Source organism: Pseudomonas sp. LBUM1655 (assembly GCF_059716085.1).
Genome location: NZ_CP166801.1, coordinates 1751853 through 1768604, shown reverse-complemented (window position 1 = coordinate 1768604; position 16752 = coordinate 1751853). Strand labels below are relative to the sequence as shown.

General features: G+C 59.8%; 17 protein-coding genes. All 17 read right to left on the bottom strand.

Annotated features, from left to right (window positions below):
• Window positions 1-45: 45 nt before the first annotated feature.
• The 17 genes from fliM to fliS all read right to left on the bottom strand — a co-directional run bounded on the left by fliM (window position 46) and on the right by fliS (window position 16645).
• Window positions 46-1014 carry a flagellar motor switch protein FliM gene (fliM, locus tag ACA074_RS07910; RefSeq protein WP_003222890.1) on the bottom strand — a complete coding sequence of 323 codons (969 nt, stop codon included), beginning with the start codon at window positions 1012-1014 and terminating at the stop codon, window positions 46-48.
• Window positions 1015-1023: 9 nt separating this feature from the next.
• Window positions 1024-1527, bottom strand: a complete 504-nt coding sequence (gene fliL, locus ACA074_RS07905) for a flagellar basal body-associated protein FliL (RefSeq protein WP_007920033.1) — start codon at window positions 1525-1527, stop codon at window positions 1024-1026.
• A gap of 210 nt (window positions 1528-1737) precedes the next feature.
• Window positions 1738-3108: a flagellar hook-length control protein FliK gene (locus ACA074_RS07900; protein ID WP_497678738.1), complete on the bottom strand. Its 1371-nt coding sequence runs from the start codon at window positions 3106-3108 to the stop codon at window positions 1738-1740.
• Between the two features lie 106 nt (window positions 3109-3214).
• On the bottom strand, window positions 3215-3562 hold the full coding sequence (locus ACA074_RS07895; protein WP_489878515.1) for an Hpt domain-containing protein: 348 nt from the start codon (window positions 3560-3562) through the stop codon (window positions 3215-3217).
• A 31-nt stretch (window positions 3563-3593) separates the two neighbouring features.
• Window positions 3594-5300 carry an ATP-binding SpoIIE family protein phosphatase gene (locus ACA074_RS07890; protein WP_489878514.1) on the bottom strand — a complete coding sequence of 569 codons (1707 nt, stop codon included), beginning with the start codon at window positions 5298-5300 and terminating at the stop codon, window positions 3594-3596.
• A 5-nt stretch (window positions 5301-5305) separates the two neighbouring features.
• The gene (locus tag ACA074_RS07885) at window positions 5306-5611 is read right to left on the bottom strand and encodes an STAS domain-containing protein (RefSeq protein ID WP_489878513.1); all 306 of its coding nucleotides are present in this window, start codon (window positions 5609-5611) and stop codon (window positions 5306-5308) included.
• A gap of 78 nt (window positions 5612-5689) precedes the next feature.
• Window positions 5690-6139 carry a flagellar export protein FliJ gene (fliJ, locus tag ACA074_RS07880; RefSeq protein ID WP_305442054.1) on the bottom strand — a complete coding sequence of 150 codons (450 nt, stop codon included), beginning with the start codon at window positions 6137-6139 and terminating at the stop codon, window positions 5690-5692.
• Between the two features lie 6 nt (window positions 6140-6145).
• Entirely contained in the window at window positions 6146-7504 is a 1359-nt protein-coding gene (gene fliI, locus ACA074_RS07875; protein WP_187677380.1) for a flagellar protein export ATPase FliI, read from the bottom strand.
• Window positions 7494-8300, bottom strand: coding sequence for a flagellar assembly protein FliH (gene fliH, locus ACA074_RS07870; RefSeq protein ID WP_187677379.1), 807 nt, complete (start codon window positions 8298-8300; stop codon window positions 7494-7496). Before fliH ends, fliI begins: the two co-directional genes overlap by 11 nt.
• Before the next feature lie 4 nt (window positions 8301-8304).
• The gene (fliG, locus tag ACA074_RS07865) at window positions 8305-9324 is read right to left on the bottom strand and encodes a flagellar motor switch protein FliG (RefSeq protein WP_095191139.1); all 1020 of its coding nucleotides are present in this window, start codon (window positions 9322-9324) and stop codon (window positions 8305-8307) included.
• Window positions 9317-11104: a flagellar basal-body MS-ring/collar protein FliF gene (gene fliF, locus ACA074_RS07860; protein ID WP_187677378.1), complete on the bottom strand. Its 1788-nt coding sequence runs from the start codon at window positions 11102-11104 to the stop codon at window positions 9317-9319. The genes fliG and fliF overlap by 8 nt, the downstream gene beginning before the upstream one ends.
• 15 nt (window positions 11105-11119) lie before the next feature.
• Complete coding sequence (fliE, locus tag ACA074_RS07855; RefSeq protein ID WP_401272007.1) at window positions 11120-11449, bottom strand: flagellar hook-basal body complex protein FliE; 330 nt, start codon at window positions 11447-11449, stop codon at window positions 11120-11122.
• Between the two features lie 127 nt (window positions 11450-11576).
• Window positions 11577-12968 carry a sigma-54-dependent transcriptional regulator gene (locus ACA074_RS07850; RefSeq protein WP_497678737.1) on the bottom strand — a complete coding sequence of 464 codons (1392 nt, stop codon included), beginning with the start codon at window positions 12966-12968 and terminating at the stop codon, window positions 11577-11579.
• Between the two features lie 5 nt (window positions 12969-12973).
• The gene (locus ACA074_RS07845; protein ID WP_489878735.1) at window positions 12974-14167 is read right to left on the bottom strand and encodes a sensor histidine kinase; all 1194 of its coding nucleotides are present in this window, start codon (window positions 14165-14167) and stop codon (window positions 12974-12976) included.
• Window positions 14168-14294: 127 nt separating this feature from the next.
• Window positions 14295-15770 carry a sigma-54 dependent transcriptional regulator gene (locus ACA074_RS07840; RefSeq protein ID WP_187677375.1) on the bottom strand — a complete coding sequence of 492 codons (1476 nt, stop codon included), beginning with the start codon at window positions 15768-15770 and terminating at the stop codon, window positions 14295-14297.
• 172 nt (window positions 15771-15942) lie between these two features.
• Window positions 15943-16239, bottom strand: coding sequence for a flagellar protein FliT (fliT, locus tag ACA074_RS07835; RefSeq protein WP_497678736.1), 297 nt, complete (start codon window positions 16237-16239; stop codon window positions 15943-15945).
• A gap of 10 nt (window positions 16240-16249) precedes the next feature.
• Window positions 16250-16645 (bottom strand): flagellar export chaperone FliS, encoded by a 396-nt coding sequence (gene fliS / locus ACA074_RS07830; protein ID WP_187677373.1) that lies wholly within the window; start codon window positions 16643-16645, stop codon window positions 16250-16252.
• Window positions 16646-16752 lie beyond the last annotated feature (107 nt).

The window sequence follows — 16752 nt, the reverse complement described above, 5'->3', positions numbered from 1 at the left end:
GGCGGGCAACAATTCAGCTAAATGTGTGGGGGTAAGAGCGCCGCTTCAGCGACGCTCGATCGGCTCGATCACCTGCAACGCGAGGTTGCCTTTGTGCGAGCCCATCTTGACCTTGAAGGCCGGCACGCCGTTGGCGCGCATGATCATGTCTTCCGGCATCTCGACCGGGATCACATCCCCCGGCTGCATGTGCAGGATGTCGCGCAGTTTCAACTGGCGGCGGGCCACGGTGGCGCCGATCGGTACGTCGACATCGAGCACGTCCTGACGCAGGGCGTTGACCCAGCGCTCGTCCTGATCGTCGAGGTCCGACTGGAAACCGGCGTCGAGCATTTCGCGCACCGGCTCGATCATCGAGTACGGCATGGTCACGTGCAGATCGCCGCCACCGCCGTCGAGTTCGATGTGGAATGTCGACACGACAATGGCTTCGCTCGGGCCGACGATGTTGGCCATGGCCGGGTTCACTTCCGAGTTGATGTACTCGAAATTGACTTCCATGATCGCCTGCCAGGCTTCCTTCAAATCGACGAAGGCCTGCTCCAGCACCATGCGCACTACGCGAAGTTCGGTCGGGGTGAACTCACGCCCTTCGATCTTGGCGTGACGGCCGTCGCCGCCGAAAAAGTTGTCCACCAGCTTGAACACCAGTTTGGCGTCGAGGATGAACAGCGCGGTGCCGCGCAACGGTTTGATCTTGACCAGGTTGAGACTGGTCGGCACGTACAGCGAGTGTACGTATTCGCCGAACTTCATTACCTGTACGCCACCGACGGCAACGTCCGCCGAGCGGCGCAGCATGTTGAACATGCTGATGCGGGTGTAACGGGCAAAACGCTCGTTGATCATTTCCAGAGTCGGCATGCGTCCACGGACGATGCGATCCTGGCTGGTCAGGTCGTAGCTTTTGACACTGCCGGGTTCGGCAGCGTTATCGGTCTGTACCAGACCATCGTCGACGCCATGCAACAGCGCGTCGATTTCATCCTGGGACAGCAGATCCTGCACGGCCATGTCGTGTTCCTACTGCAGTACGAAATTAGTGAAAAGCAACTGTTCGATCACCACTTTGCCCAGCTCTTTCTGCGCCACTTCCTGCACGCTCGCTGTAGCCTTCTGGCGCAACATCTCTTGCCCGACCGGTGTCGCCAAAGTGGCGAAATCCTGACCGGAGAAGAGCATCACCAGGTTGTTGCGGATCACCGGCATGTGCACTTTGAGCGCTTCCAGATCAGCCTGGTTACGCGCCAGCATGGTGATGCTCACCTGCATGTAGCGCTGACGGCCGTTCTGGTTGTAGTTGGCGACGAATGCCGGTGCCATCGGTTCGAAAATCGCCGGCTGCTTGCCGACCGGCGCAGCATCGGCGGCCTCGGCAGGCTTGCTCTGGGCACTGTGCATGAAGAACCAGGTCGCCCCCACGGATGCGCCAATGGCCAACAGCAACGCCAGCACGATCACGATGATCAGCTTGAGTTTGCCTTTGGTCGCGGGGTCTTTTACTGCTGCTGTTTCGCTCTTCGCCATGCCAATAATCCGTCACTATTCGGGTTTTCACAGTCGCACGGCAAGGCAAGAGCAAGTGTTATGCCAGAAGTGTCGGAGCACATTGGGAGAGCATCACAAAACAGTGTGGGAGCGAGCCTGCTCGCGAATACGATTTAACATTCAACATTTATGTCGACCGTTACACCGCTATCGCGAGCAGGCTCGCTCCCACAAGGGTTATGCGTTTGATCAGGCGTAATAGTCGACGGCGCTGGTGCCGATCACGCTGGTGGTCTGCGCGACAGCTTCAGCCACGCTGACAGGCGCCAACTCTTCATCCGCCGAATCCAGTCGACCACCCGCAGCGCTGGTGCGTCCACCCTGCCCCTGCTGCGCCTGCTCCTGCCCTTGCTGACCCTGCCAGCCACGGTTCTGGTCAGAGACATTGACGTCAACCTGACCCATGCCTTGCTGGGTGAACATGTCACGCAGGCGATGCATCTGGCTGTCGAGCGCTTCACGCACGCTTGGATGCGCGCTCATGAACGTCACCTGAGTCTGCTGGTCCGGAACCATGTTCACGCGAATATCCAGACGCCCCAACTCGGCCGGCTGCAACTGAATGTCAGCCGCTTTCAGACTGGTACTCGACAGATACATGACGCGGTTGACCACTTCCTCTGTCCAGCCGCTTTGATTCATGGCGATCGGCTGATTCACCGGCACAGCGTTCGCGGTCTTCGGCGTCGCGGCTTGAGTCAGCGCCGCCAGACGGTTGGCGAAGTCATCAACGCGGGTGTCACTGGTGGCGGATTTCAAGTCTTTCAGACCGTCATCGATCAATCCGCTGAAAGCTTTCTCGCCACCCTGACTGGTGCTGTCCTTGTCGGCCTGCACGTCGAGCATGCTCGCCATGCCAGCAGCGAAGTTCTGTGCCGAGGTCAATTCGCCATCGGCCTGGGTCTGGGCGGGTGAAGCTTTGGGCTGAGCCTGACTGGCGGCAGAAATGTGGCCGCCCTGCTCCATGGCCATGCGCACGGCAGGCAAAGCATCGAGGGGATCGGCCGAAGGATCGAAATCGCTGTCGGTCGTGGCCGCAGGCTCCTTGGTCACACTCGGCAACACGGCCAGCGCGGGAGTTTCGGTTTTTGGCTCGGCAGCCGTTTCGACAACCGGGGCCGCCACGACCGGCGTGGTCACCACCGGCTGAACGACTTCTGCCAACGCCGGTTCCAGCGTCGAGTCGACCGGAGCGGCATCGGCCACCTGGGTCTCTGCCGTATCAGCGGTATCGTCGCTGGTGGCGGTCTTGTCGTCGGTCGATGCCGGCTTGTCGGCAGGCAAGGCATTGCCGCTATCGGCAACTGCTGGCTGCGTATTGGCCGGTTGATCCTTGCCGACATCTTTCTTGGCGCTGTTGTCGGCGACCTTGTCGCGCGCCGATTTCAAAGGACTGTCTGCCGTCACCGCAGACTTGCCCGGCCCTTGATCGGCAAACACCTGAGCGAAGCTTGAGGCCTTGTCCCCGGCGTCTGCGGCCATTGCCGACGTTTTGGTCGAGGCGGCTTGCGCCTTGGCCTGAGCGGCGGTCTGAAGAAGAATGTTAGGGGTCGCAGGCATGAAACGGTCTCCGCTGCACTGGGATCGTAGGTACAGTTGGCGAAGTTAATTGCAAGTGCCGGGCCAGTTTTGCCCGGCGACTGAGAAAAGCGCCGGACGGCGCGAATCAGTGGGTGTGAGAGTGCTGTTGCTCGTCTTCGTAGACAGGACGAACCTGCTCAAACTCGCCGCAGATGTCGGCGACCATCTGGGCAATTTCCGACGGACTTTTATGCCTGGCCTGGGCTTCGAGTTCATGGCACAACTCAGCCAGTCGAATGGCTCCCATGTTGCTGGCGCTGCCTTTGAAACTGTGGGCAACGTCGGACAACGCCTTTGCATCGACGGTATTTTTAAGTTCGCCCAAGCGCGTTTTGGAATCCGTCAGAAAGGTATCCAGCAATTCCGGATAACTATCCTCCATGACGTCGCGCAATGCGCTCAGCGTTTCGCGATCTACATGTTCGTCAGTCACTTGCTCACTCCTTGATCAAGAATTGCGCGAATTATGCCTCAACCTCCCAGAAAAACTCTACGTGGGCACTGCGACCTTCGTCCGACCAACTGGCGTTACGCCCCAATTGCCGAACCAGACTGACCCCACGCCCCGACAAACGGACACCGTCCAGTGGCCGCTCCATCACCCGCGCCACGTCGAAGCCTTTGCCGCTGTCGTCGACTCGAATGACCAGACAGCCGCCCTCGCCTTGTGGCTTTACCTGCAAATGTACGCGCACATAGCCGTCCTGCAAGGCCTCCAGACGGGTGTTGCGCTGCTCATAGTAGCGGGCGAATCCCACAGCATCGCGCTTGAGGCTGGAGTCGAGCCCCAACACGCCGTGCTCCAGCGCATTGGAATACAACTCGGCGAGCACGCTGTACAACGCGCCGCTTTGCGCACGCAACCCATGCACCTCCTGGAGCAACTGCAACAAGTACGGCAACGGATTGAAACGCTTGAGCGTAGCACCACGAAACTCAAAGCTCACCGACCAGTCCAGCGGGCACGACTGGCCGCTGTCGGAATAGACCGGGACTGTCGGATTGACCTGCGTCGGCTCCAGCAGGCTCACCTCGACCATGCTCACATCGTCGCGCGCCTCGCCACGAAAATTGCGCAGCGCCTGCTCGATGTCCTCGAACAGGCAATCCGGCTCGCGATTGGCGGCAAACACCCGCTGCAAGCGTTCAACGCCGAACAATTGATCACTGGCATTGCTGGTGTCGATCACTCCGTCGGACAACAGAAAGACCCGATCACCGACGGCCATCGAGTAGACCTGGGTACAGTCATCGAATGCCTGCGGACTCAACACACCCAACGGCAGATGCCGCGCCGCCAACGGTACGCGCTCACCGCTGGCGATCCGATGCAGATAGCCGTCAGGCATGCCGCCGTTCCACACCTCGACCGAACGTCTTTGGGAACTCAGGCACAACAGGGTTGCGCAGCAAAACATGTCCACCGGCAAGATGCGCTTGAGCTTGGCGTTCATCTCGCGCAGCGTTTCGGCCAGACCGTACCCCTTGGCCGTCATGCCGTAGAACACTTCGGCCAGCGGCATCGCCCCGACCGCAGCCGGCAAGCCATGACCGGTGAAATCGCCGAGCAGTACATGCATGTCCCCCGCCGGCGTGTACGCCGCCAGCAGCAGATCACCGTTGAACAGCGCATAGGGCGATTGCAGATAGCGGATATTCGGCGCGCTCAGACAGCCGGAATGCGCGACCTTGTCGAACACGGCTTTGGCGACGCGTTGTTCGTTCAGCAGGTAATCGTGATGTTTGGCGATCAGATCGCGCTGCTGCAGCACAGTCGCCTGCAAGCGGCGCAAGCGATCCATCGCCTTGATTTTGGCGGCAAGGATCACTTGGTTGTAGGGCTTCGCCAGAAAGTCGTCGCCACCGGCCTCAAGACAACGGGCCAGCGCCTCGCTTTCAGTGAGCGAGGTAAGGAAGATGATCGGCACCAGCGTTTCCCCTGCCAGCGACTTGATCTGCTGGGCCGCTTCGAAGCCGTCCATCACCGGCATCATCGCGTCCATCAGGACAAGATGGGGTTGCTGGCGGCGGAAGACGTCGACGGCCTCGGCACCATTGGCCGCCGTCAGGACTTCATGGCCCTGACGACGGACAATGGTTGAGAGCAGCAGCCGGTCGGCGGCGCTGTCTTCGGCGATCAGGATCGTCAGCGGCTCGGCATCAGCCTGCATTGCGTTTATGCCACGTCGAAGATTTGTTCGAAGTTCGAGATCGCAAGTATCTTGCGTACGTCGGCATTCGCGTGGGTCAAGGTGATTTCGGCATTTTCGCCGCCCGCATGGTCACGCAACAACAACAGCATGCCGAGCGCGGAACTGTCGAGGTAAGTGGCGTCTTTCAAATTCACTTCAAAAGACTCGGGTTTCGGCTTTACACCCTCGTAGGACTGCCGAAACTCCTGATGCTTGGCGAAATCGAATCGGCCCTTGACCGAGATAGTCAGTTTTTTCCCACCCGAAGAGACTTCTGTAACGACTGACATTGACTGGCTTCCTTGTCATTGGCGAACGTGTACAAGGTTTAGCACTTGGACAGGGTTGGGGCAAGGCTGGAAGCCAGATCAAAACGGATCGTGTCGAGGTAAACGCTGAGACAACTCATCCAATAATTTCTGCTCGCGCTTGTCTTCGAGGCGCTGAGCCTCGTCGCGATAACGCTGGACCAGTTTGCGCAACCCCTCGACACGAGCGAACGCTTGCTGCCAAGCCTCCCGCGCCTTGTCCAGGTTGTTCTGGTGCCAGACCAGGCTTTGGCGTTGCTGATCGACGGCGGTGTCGAGTTGCGCCAGAAAGCCCTGAAAGCCGAGCAGCCATTGCCCGCTGACGCCGGTGCTGCCGCGCACGATCCACTGCTGCGAATAATCCAGACGAAAGGCGTGCAAGTCAGCGAGTTTGCTTTCGGCCACTTTGACCTGCCCCTGGAAATACCCGAGGCGTTGCACGGCGGCTTTTTCGGCCTTCTCGGCCATGTCCACCACCGGCACCAGACGCGCGGCTCGACTCTGGGCCATGGCGAGTTAGCCGCCAGGAGCCGGAGCAAAGATCGAGGCCAGCTGATTTGCACTGGCGCCCATGTTGATGTTGTCGTTCAAGCCCTGACGCAGGTACATCGACATCGTCGGTTGCAGCTGGATCGCGGTGTCGGTTTCCCGGTCACCACCGGCCACATAAGCACCGACGCTGATCAGGTCGCGACTCTGCTGATAGCGCGACCAGTACTGCTTGAACATCTGCGCATGGTTCATGTGCTTGATGCCCACCACGGCCGGCATCACCCGGCTGATCGACGCTTCGATATCGATGGCCGGATAGTGCCCTTCCTCGGCCAGACGCCGCGACAGCACGATGTGACCGTCAAGCACGCCCCGCGCCGAGTCGGCGATCGGGTCCTGCTGATCGTCACCCTCGGACAGCACGGTGTAGAACGCGGTGATCGAACCGCCGCCCTTCTCGGCATTACCGGCGCGCTCCACCAGTTTCGGCAGTTTGGCGAACACCGACGGCGGATAACCCTTGGTCGCCGGTGGTTCGCCGATGGCCAAAGCGATTTCCCGCTGGGCCTGGGCGAAACGGGTCAACGAATCCATGAGCAACAGGACGTTCTTGCCCTTGTCGCGAAAATACTCGGCGATGCGCGTGCAGTACATCGCCGCGCGCAGACGCATCAGCGGCGCATCGTCCGCCGGCGAGGCAACGACGACGGAACGCTTGAGGCCTTCTTCACCGAGGATGTGCTCGATGAATTCCTTGACTTCTCGACCCCGCTCACCGATCAGACCCACGACGATAATGTCGGCCTCGGTAAAGCGAGTCATCATGCCCAGCAGCACGGATTTACCGACACCGGTACCGGCGAACAGACCGAGACGCTGGCCACGCCCGACGGTCAACAAACCGTTGATGCAACGGATGCCGACGTCCAGCGGCACGCTGATCGGATCACGGTTGAGCGGGTTGATTGTCGGGCCGTCCATCGGCACCCAGTCTTCGGCTTTCATGCCGCCCTTGCCGTCCAGCGCGCGACCGGCGCCATCGAGTACACGACCGAGCATGCTCATGCCCATCGGCAAGCGACCGGTGTCGGCCAACGGCACTACGCGGGCGCCCGGGGCAATACCGGCGACGCTGCCGACCGGCATCAGAAAGACTTTACTGCCCGAGAAGCCCATGACTTCCGCTTCCACCTGCGAGGGGTGATAGCTGTCGTCGTTGATCACCAGGCAGCGCGTGCCCATGGCTGCGCGCAGGCCTTCGGCTTCGAGAGTGAGGCCGACCATGCGCAGCAGGCGACCTTCGAGAATCGGCGCGCCAGCCATTTCAGTGGCTTCGGCATACGTGCTGAGGCGCTTGGCGAAACTGGTGCGTTCAAGGCGCATCGGGTTCGTCCGCGAGCGGCTCGTCAGGGATGGCCGCCGATTTGGATTCTTCGGGGATATCCAGGCTCAGATCCGCTGCAGCCGGGTGCAGGGCCTGTTCGTGCAACTGATCGAACAGTTTGTCCATAACCTGAGTGACGCGGGTTTCAATGCTCGCATCGATGCGGCTGTGCGCAGTTTCAACCCGGCAACCGCCCGGCATCAGCGACTCGTCTTCGACGATGCGCCAGGTTTCCTCATGACGTTCGCGCAGGGCTTTGGCCTGTTCGAAGTCCTGTGGATTGACGTACAAACGCACATTGTCGACGCCCAGCGGCAACAGCTTGAGGGCGTCGCGCATGACGTGTTCGATCTGACTGGAGTCGATGGCCAACTCGCGCTTGATCACCTGTTTGGTGATGTGTTGCACGAGGTCAACCAGCGACTTTTCGATCTGGGTATCTTGCTCGGCGATGGGTTCGAACAGATGACCCATCAACTGCTCAAGGCTGGCGAGTTTCGCCGCCAGGGCCACTTCGGCTTCTTGACGCACCTTGAGCGTGGCACTGTGAAAACCTTCTTTTTCGCCGACGGCGAAGCCCTCGTTGTAAGCCTCCTGACGGATGCTTTCGAGTTCTTCCAGGGTCAGTGGCTGGACTTCTTCCAGCGGCACTTCTTCCATTTCCGGCGGTTCAGGCTCCGGTTCCGGCTCGGGTTCCGGTTTCGGCGGATCGAAGCTGGGCAGCGCCCAGGATTCAAAACCACGGACATCGCGGGCACGGATCAGATCCGTCACATCGTCATCGTGCTTATCCATGGGCTTAGATCATTTCCTCGCCGCCCTTGCCACCGAGCACGATCTCGCCGGCTTCGGCCATGCGACGGGCAATGGTGAGGATTTCTTTCTGTGCGGTTTCCACGTCGCTGACCCGTACCGGGCCCTTGGCCTCGAGGTCGTCGCGCAACAGTTCGGCGGCACGTTTGGACATGTTCTTGAAGATCTTCTCTTTGACGCCTTCGTCCGAACCCTTGAGGGCCAGTACCAACACGTCGGAAGACACTTCGCGCAACAGCGCCTGAATACCGCGGTCGTCGACATCGGCCAGGTTGTTGAACACGAACATGAGGTCTTCGATCTGACCGGACAGGTCTTCGTCGACTTCGCGGATCGAGTCCATGAGCTGGCCTTCGATCGAGCTGTCGAGGAAGTTCATGATGTCTGCCGCACGCTTGATGCCACCCAGGGTGGTGCGCGAGGCATTCGAGTTGCCGGAGAACTGCTTCTCGAGAATCTGGTTGAGCTCTTTCAATGCCGCCGGCTGCACGGTGTTCAACGACGAGACGCGCAGGATAATGTCCAGACGCACCTTGTGGTCAAAGTTGCCGAGCACTTCACCGGCCTGATCCGGGTCGAGGTAGGCAACCACGATGGCCTGGATCTGCGGGTGTTCATAACGGATCACGTCGGCAACCGCCCGCGGCTCCATCCATTTCAGGCTGTCGAGGCCGCTGGTGTTGCCACCGAGCAGGATGCGGTCGATCAGGCCGTTGGCCTTGTCTTCACCCAGCGCCTGCGTGAGCATTTTGCGCACGTAGTCGTCGGAACCGACGCCCAGGCTGGTCTGGTCGCCGACGATGTCGACGAACTCGCTCATGACCTGTTCGACCTGCTCGCGATGGACGTTGCCCATCTGCGCCATCGCCACACCTACACGCTGAACCTCTTTCGGGCCCATGTGGCGCAGCACTTGCGCAGCATCGGTAGACCCCAGGGACAGCAGCAGAATTGCGGCTTTATCAACCCGGGTCAGTTTGGCGACGGCGGCTCGGTTATCACTCATCTGCGTTAATCCACTCTTTCACGACCTGAGCCACACGACCCGGGTCTTCTGCCACCAGACTCTTGATTGCATTCAGCTGCGCGTCATAACCCTCGCTCGGGCTCGGCAACAGAATGCTCTGCGGACCACCGAGGCTCACGCGGTCGTTGGAAAGTTCGCCGTCCAGGCCGCCCATGCCACCGAGTTCCACGTCGCTGCCCAGACCGGCCAGCTCCTTGCCTTTGCCACCGCCGGTGATGTTGTTGAGCACCGGACGCAGCACACCAAACACCAGCACGAGGATGAACAACACACCCAGCACCTGTTTGACGATGTCCCAGAACCATGGCTGGGAGTAGAACGGAATATCGGCAATCACTTCACCGCGCTCGGCGGAGAACGGCATGTTGATCACGCTGACGCTGTCGCCACGGCTGGCGTCGAAACCGACGGCGTCCTGCACCAGACGAGTGAAGCGCGCCAATTCGTCGGCGGTCCACGGCGCACGGGTGGTTTCACCATTAGCCGCGTTGACCTTGACCTGATCATCGACCACCACCGACACCGACAGACGATTCAGGCGACCCTGCTGCTGCTTGGTGTGGCTGATGGAACGATCAAGTTCGAAGTTCTTGGTGGATTGTTGACGCTTGTCGGCCGGGTACGGCGCGAGCATAGGCTGACCGGTGGCCGGGTCCATGATCTGCTGACCGTTGGCGTCAACCAATGGCTGACCTGGCTGGATCATGCCGGCGGCGGCTTGAGCACCACCGGTGGTTTGCGGTGCCGAGGCTGGCGATGGCGGCTGGTTGCTCAGGGCACCCGGCACACCTTGCGGGCCGTTGCTGGCGGTACGTTGTTCGTTGACCGACTGCTCGCTGCGCAACGCCGGTTGATCCGGGTTGAACTGCTCGGCAGTCGATTCGACGGCACTGAAATCGACATCGGCCGAGACTTCAGCCTTGTAGCGATCATTACCCAGTACCGGTTGCAGAATATTGTGCACACGCTGAGTGAGCATGCTTTCCATGCGGCGGCTGTAATCGAACTGCTTGCCGGCCATGGTCATTTCAGAGTTTTCCGCCTGATCAGAGAGCAGGTTGCCCTTCTGGTCGACGACGGTGATCTGCGATTTGCTCAGCTCAGGAACGGAAGTCGCCACCAGGTTGATGATGGCAACCACTTGACCCGGCTCCAGCGAACGACCGGAGTACAACTCGACCAGTACCGAAGCGCTTGGCTTGCGTTCATCGCGCACGAACACCGAACTCTTCGGAATCGCCAGGTGCACGCGGGCACCCTTGACGTTGTTCAGGCTGGAAATGGTGCGCGCCAGTTCACCTTCAAGGCCGCGACGATAACGTGTCGCTTCCATGAACTGGCTGGTGCCCAGACCTTGTTCCTTGTCGAGGATTTCAAAACCGATGTTACCGTCGCTGGGAGTGACACCAGCGGCCGCGAGCTTGAGGCGCGCACGGGACAGGTCATCGGCCTTGACCAGCAAGGCGCCGGAGTTCGGTTCAACGGTGTAAGGAATGTCGGCGGAGGCCAGGGTATCCATGACCTGCTTGGCGTCCATGCCGGCCAGGCTGCCGTACAACGGACGGTAATCCGGCTGCTGCGACCACAGCACCACGGCAAAGCCAATCGCCACGCTCGCAGCCAGGCCGACCAACAGGCCCACCTGACGCAGCACGGTCATCTCGGAGAGGTTTTCCAGGAAGGACAGGCCGAACAGCGGCGGTTTGCCGTCTATCGGGGTGGCCTTGGCCGGAACGTTATCGGCGACTGCTTCTGCCATGACTCAATCTCGTCCTTATACCGGCATCTGCATGATGTCTTGATAAGCCTGAACCAGTTTGTTGCGCACCTGGGTCAGAGCCTGAAACGACACGCTGGCTTTCTGTGAGGAAATCATCACGTCCGTCAGATCGACGCCGCTCTTGCCCACTTCGAATGCATTGGCCAATTGAGCCGACGCCTGCTGGGTATCGCTGACTTTATTGATCGCCTGACCGAGCATGTCGGAAAAGCTGCTGCCCGCCAGTTCAGGGACAGCGGCAGTCGATTTCGGCGCAGACATGGCATCCATTTGCATGGCCTTCATGTCCATCATCAACCGATTGAATTCAATACCTTGGCTCATGGTCTACTCTCTTGGGCGGCCCGCAATTTTTTGACACTCACTCGGCGGGTACACAGGTATTAGCAACAAGGGTGCCAGCTCATGGGCAGCCTTTTCAGAAAAGCGTTTTCAAGCATTACGCCGGCAATCAGGTGGCGAACAAATAGCCTTCGACGTCCATGCCCGCATCGCGCATTTGCGCCAGTTTGTAACGCAGGGTGCGCGGGCTGATTCCGAGTTTTTCAGCCGCTTCCTTGCGTCGGCCTCGCTCGCTGCGCAGGGTGTCGATGATCATCTGAAACTCCCGGCGGCGCAGGTCGTCGCCCAATGCGCCGGCCGAATCAGCGTCGATTTCGACCTCACGATTCACCGCAGGCGTCGGCGACTTGACTGGCAATGCAGCGAACGTCACGTAGCCCGCCAGACAGAAATCCTGCGGCTGGATCAAGCCGCCCTGCTGCAAAATCAGCGCACGCTGAATCGCGTTATCCAGTTCACGCACATTGCCCGGCCATGGATAACCGATCAGGCACGCTTGCGCCTCAGGCGAGAGTTTCGCCGCGGCATGCTTCATTTTATTGACGTGTTTGGCCAGCAACCGCTCAGCCAGCGGCAAGATATCGGCAGTACGCTGGCGAAGTGGACGCCACGCCAGCGGGAAAACTGACAGACGGTAGAAAAGATCTTCACGAAAGCGACCCGCTGCCACTTCGCCGGCGAGATCGCGGTTGGTGGTCGCGACCACACGGATATCCAGGGTGATCGGCTTGCGCGCGCCGACCCGCTCGACTTCGCGCTCCTGCAGCACACGCAGCAGTTTGGCTTGCAGACCGAGGGGCATTTCAGAAATTTCGTCGAGCAGGATAGTGCCACCATCGGCCTGTTCGAATTTGCCTGCCTGCGCCGCGATGGCGCCAGTGAACGAGCCCTTTTCGTGACCGAACAGCGTCGCCTCGAGCATGTTGTCAGGGATCGCGGCACAGTTGATCGCGATAAACGGCTGATTGGCACGATGGGATTGCTGGTGGATATAGCGCGCCAGCACTTCTTTGCCGGTACCGGACTCGCCCGAGATCAGCACGGTGGAATCACTGCGTGCGACCCGCGCCGCCAGCTCAAGCAATTGAGCACTGGCCGGCTCGACCGCAATCGGGCCTTCGGCATCACTGGCACCTAGACTGCCGAGAGCATGTCGAGACACCAGATCGAGCAGCGCCTTGGGCTCGAACGGTTTGACCAGATAGTCCGCCGCTCCCTGGCGCATCGCATCGACGGCTCGCTCGACGGCGCCATGCGCAGTCATCAGCAACACTGGCAACTGCGGCTGCCGGGCACGCAGCAGCGCAAGCAATTGATGCCCATCCATGCCAGGCATGTTGACGTCGCTGACCACCAGACTGAACGCTTCGCGCGCCACCGCCGTCAACGCCTCTTCAGCGCTGCCGACCGCGTGATAATCGTGGCCCGCTAACAGCAGCGTATCGGCCAGCGCTTCGCGCAACGAACGGTCATCCTCGACCAGCAAAACCTTGATGCCCATGTCTTTCACTCTGCTCCCTGTACAGCGGAAAACAGCGGCAGGATCACCTGCGCGCACGTACCGCGCCCGACTCGCGAACGCAGCTGCAATTCTCCCTGATGCGCACGGGCGACAGCCTTGACCACGGTCAGGCCCAGGCCCGTGCCAGTGACTTTAGTGGTGAAAAATGGCTCGCCGAGCCGCGCCAGCACCGCCGGCTCAATCCCGCTACCGGTATCGCTGACACACAGCCGCAGGGTGTTGTCGCGGGTGTAGCAATGCACTTTCAGGCGCACATCGCCGGCGCTGGCCTGAATGGCGTTTTCGATCAGGTTCAAAAGAGCGCCGACCAGCGTGTCACGATTGCACAGCAACTCGCCGACATGGCTGTCGCACTGCCAGCGGATGGGCAAATCCTGCACATGGGTCAATGCGGCCGCTTGCAGCGACTGCATCAAGGCGTTAGGCGTGAGGCGGTCGGTCAGTGGCAATTCACCGCGGGCAAAAACCAGCATGTCGCGCACCTGATGCTCCAACTCATGCAGGCGCTCCTTGAGGCGGCCAGCGAACCGCTGCTGAGTGGCGACCGGCAGTTCCTGCTCAGTCAAATGGCTGGCGTAGAGCAACGCGGCGGATAACGGGGTGCGGATCTGATGAGCCAGCGAGGCGACCATTCGCCCCAACGAAGACAAGCGTTCGTGGCGCGCCAGTTGATCCTGTAGATGACGGGTTTCGGTCAGGTCGTTGAGCAGCACCAATTGCCCTGGCTCGGCATCCAGCGACCGGGTGGCAATCGACAGGCGCCGACCGTTTTTCAGAGAGATTTCGTGACCGTCGTCTTCACGCGGGGCGAAGCAGCGCGCGATGACATGGCGCCACAGCTCGCCTTCCAGTGGCAAACCGAGCAACTCGATGGCCGCCGGGTTGGCTTCGACCACAATGCCGTGACCATCGATCACGATGACGCCACCGGGCAATAGATCAAGGAGGTTTTGCAAACGGTTGGCCAGACGCTCTTTTTCCGCCAGTTCCTGCATGCGCTGAGCACTGACCACCGCCAGCTCACCCTTGAGCTCAGTCACCCGCGCTTCAAGCATGCTATAGGAGTCAGTCAACTGACTGGACATCTGGCTGAACAGCGCAAATGCCTGCTCAAGACCCTGTCGGCTGACCTGCTCTACGGAGGACGGCTGCCCCTCGGGACTGGAGGCAGAAGACATTTGGGCGACTTGGGGCATTGTGCTCTCTCGCTGGCTGACCGTCAGTTAAACGGAACGTTGCGAGGGATGTAGCAATACCCGTGCCTAAAAAAAACTGCTTATAAATGAAGAGGTTGAAAAACAGGCGTCAATCATCCGCCTGTTCATCACCATCGCGCCGGCTCATGCCGTACTTGCGCATCTTCTCCACCAGCGTGGTACGGCGAATGCGCAAGCGCTCGGCCGCACGCGCCACGATGCCATTGGCATCGTCCAGCGCCTGCTGAATCAGGCCCTGTTCCAGACCACCGAGGTAGTCCTTCAGATCCAGGCCTTCCGGCGGCAACATGGCGTTGGCGGTGAAGTCCGGCGTATGGCCGTTGATTGCCACGCGCTCTTCCAGATCACTGCGCAGGCTATCGACCAACTGCTCGTCTTCATCGTCGACGTAGCGGAATTTCTTCGGTAGCTCGACCACGCCGATCACCCCGTACGGATGCATGATCGCCATGCGCTCCACCAGGTTGGCCAGCTCGCGGACGTTGCCCGGCCAGCCGTGACGGCACAGCGACATGATTGCCGCCGAGTTGAAACGGATCGAACCGCGCTTTTCGTGCTCCATGCGCGAGATCAGTTCGTTCATCAGCAGCGGGATGTCTTCGACGCGCTCACGCAGCGGCGCCATCTCGATCGGGAACACGTTCAGGCGATAGTAGAGGTCTTCGCGGAAGGTGCCGATCTCGATCATGCTTTCGAGGTTCTTGTGGGTCGCGGCGATGATGCGCACGTCGACGCTTTGGGTCTTGTTGCTGCCCACACGCTCGAAGGTGCGTTCTTGCAGCACGCGCAGCAGCTTGACCTGCATCGGCAGCGGCATGTCGCCGATTTCGTCGAGGAACAACGTACCGCCGTTGGCCAGTTCGAAGCGGCCGGCACGGCTGGTGATTGCGCCGGTGAAGGCGCCCTTCTCGTGACCGAACAGCTCGCTCTCGAGCAGCTCTGCCGGGATCGCCCCGCAGTTCACCGGCACGAACGGCGCGTCGCGGCGCTTGGAGTGGTAATGCAGGTTGCGCGCAACCACTTCCTTGCCGGTGCCGGACTCGCCGAGGATCAGCACGCTGGCGTCTGTGTCGGCCACTTGCTGCATCATCTGGCGCACGTGCTGGATCGCCCGGCTGGTGCCGACGAGGCTGCGGAACAGGTTGGGTTCACGATGACGGCCGCGCTCGCGGGCCTGGTCATACATCTCGCGATAGACCTGGGCACGGTGCAGGGAGTCGAGCAATTTGCTGTAGCTGGGTGGCATTTCGAGGGTCGAAAGCACTCGGCGACGCTGGTCTTCAGGCAAGTCAACGGAAGAATTATCGCCCATCAGCAAAACCGGAAGGAACTCATCCCAGGTTGAGAGTGTCTTTAACAAGCCCAAAAGCGCACCAGGAGCATTGACCGTCCCGATCAGTACGCAAATGACCTCACGACTAGATGACAAAGAGCCGACTGCCTGCTGCCAGTCATGGCTTCCGCAGGGTAAATTTTCTTCGCCGAGAAAATTTAAGATCACCGCCAGGTCGCGGCGGCGGACGCTATCGTCATCGATCAGCAGAATTTTGGTTTCACGCCACATGCAATAGCAACTTCCCTAGTCAACTCAATGCCCGAAAAATGGGGCAAGCGAGACGCTTGCAGGACACCATGTGCCTGTAGACGCCTGAAATCTGAAATCAGCCACTAGTTAAGTCAAAAAACCGTGCACAGTCAAATTTATGGCGCACATATCTGGATTAACTGGGGGTTAATTAACCAAACAGATGGTAAACCTTTGCCGCGTTCTGCGCTTGGGTGATCTGCGACATCTCGTTGACTATCGCCTGCCGCTCCCCCGTCGCCGCCTCGAGCAGCTTTTTGTAAACCCCGAGCAATTCCTCAAGGTTATCGCGCAACGCGGCCTCGTCCACCGAAGCTTCACTCAAGACGTCTTCCATGCAGGAACGGCAAGCCAGATCCAGCTCGCCAATAGCTTCCCAGTTGCGCTCGGCCAGAGCACCGACCAGAGCCTCGCGGGTTTCTTCGATTCGCTGCAATACAAGACTCATGGTGATCTCCTTAAAACTGTGGAGCCGGCGTGCCGATGGCATCCCAGCCGTCCTTGACCGTGCGCAGCAGGTCAGCGACTTCGTCGAGGATCTTTGGATCGGTCTTGGCGTTGGCTTCGGTCAGACGCTTCATCATGTATTCATAGAGATTGGCCAACTCGCCAACCTGCTCCGACCGATTATCCAGATCAAGCCCTTCAAGCAGACCACCGATAATGCCGATGGCTTTGCCGATCAGGATGCCCTTGTTCGGGATGTCCTTGCGCTCCATGGCACCTTTGGCCTGGGCAATACGATCCAGACCACCTTCCATCAGCATCTGTACCAGACGGTGCGGACTGGCTTCGGAAGTCTGCGCCTGAGCGCCAATCTTCTGGTATTGGCGAAGGGCTAACATCGGATTCATGTTCTACCTCATCAAATTTCTATGGGACGCATATCAAGGGTATCGACGATGCGTCAAAAAACTTTAGATTGAAATACAAAAAGCCCGGAGCGTATAAAAACGCTGCC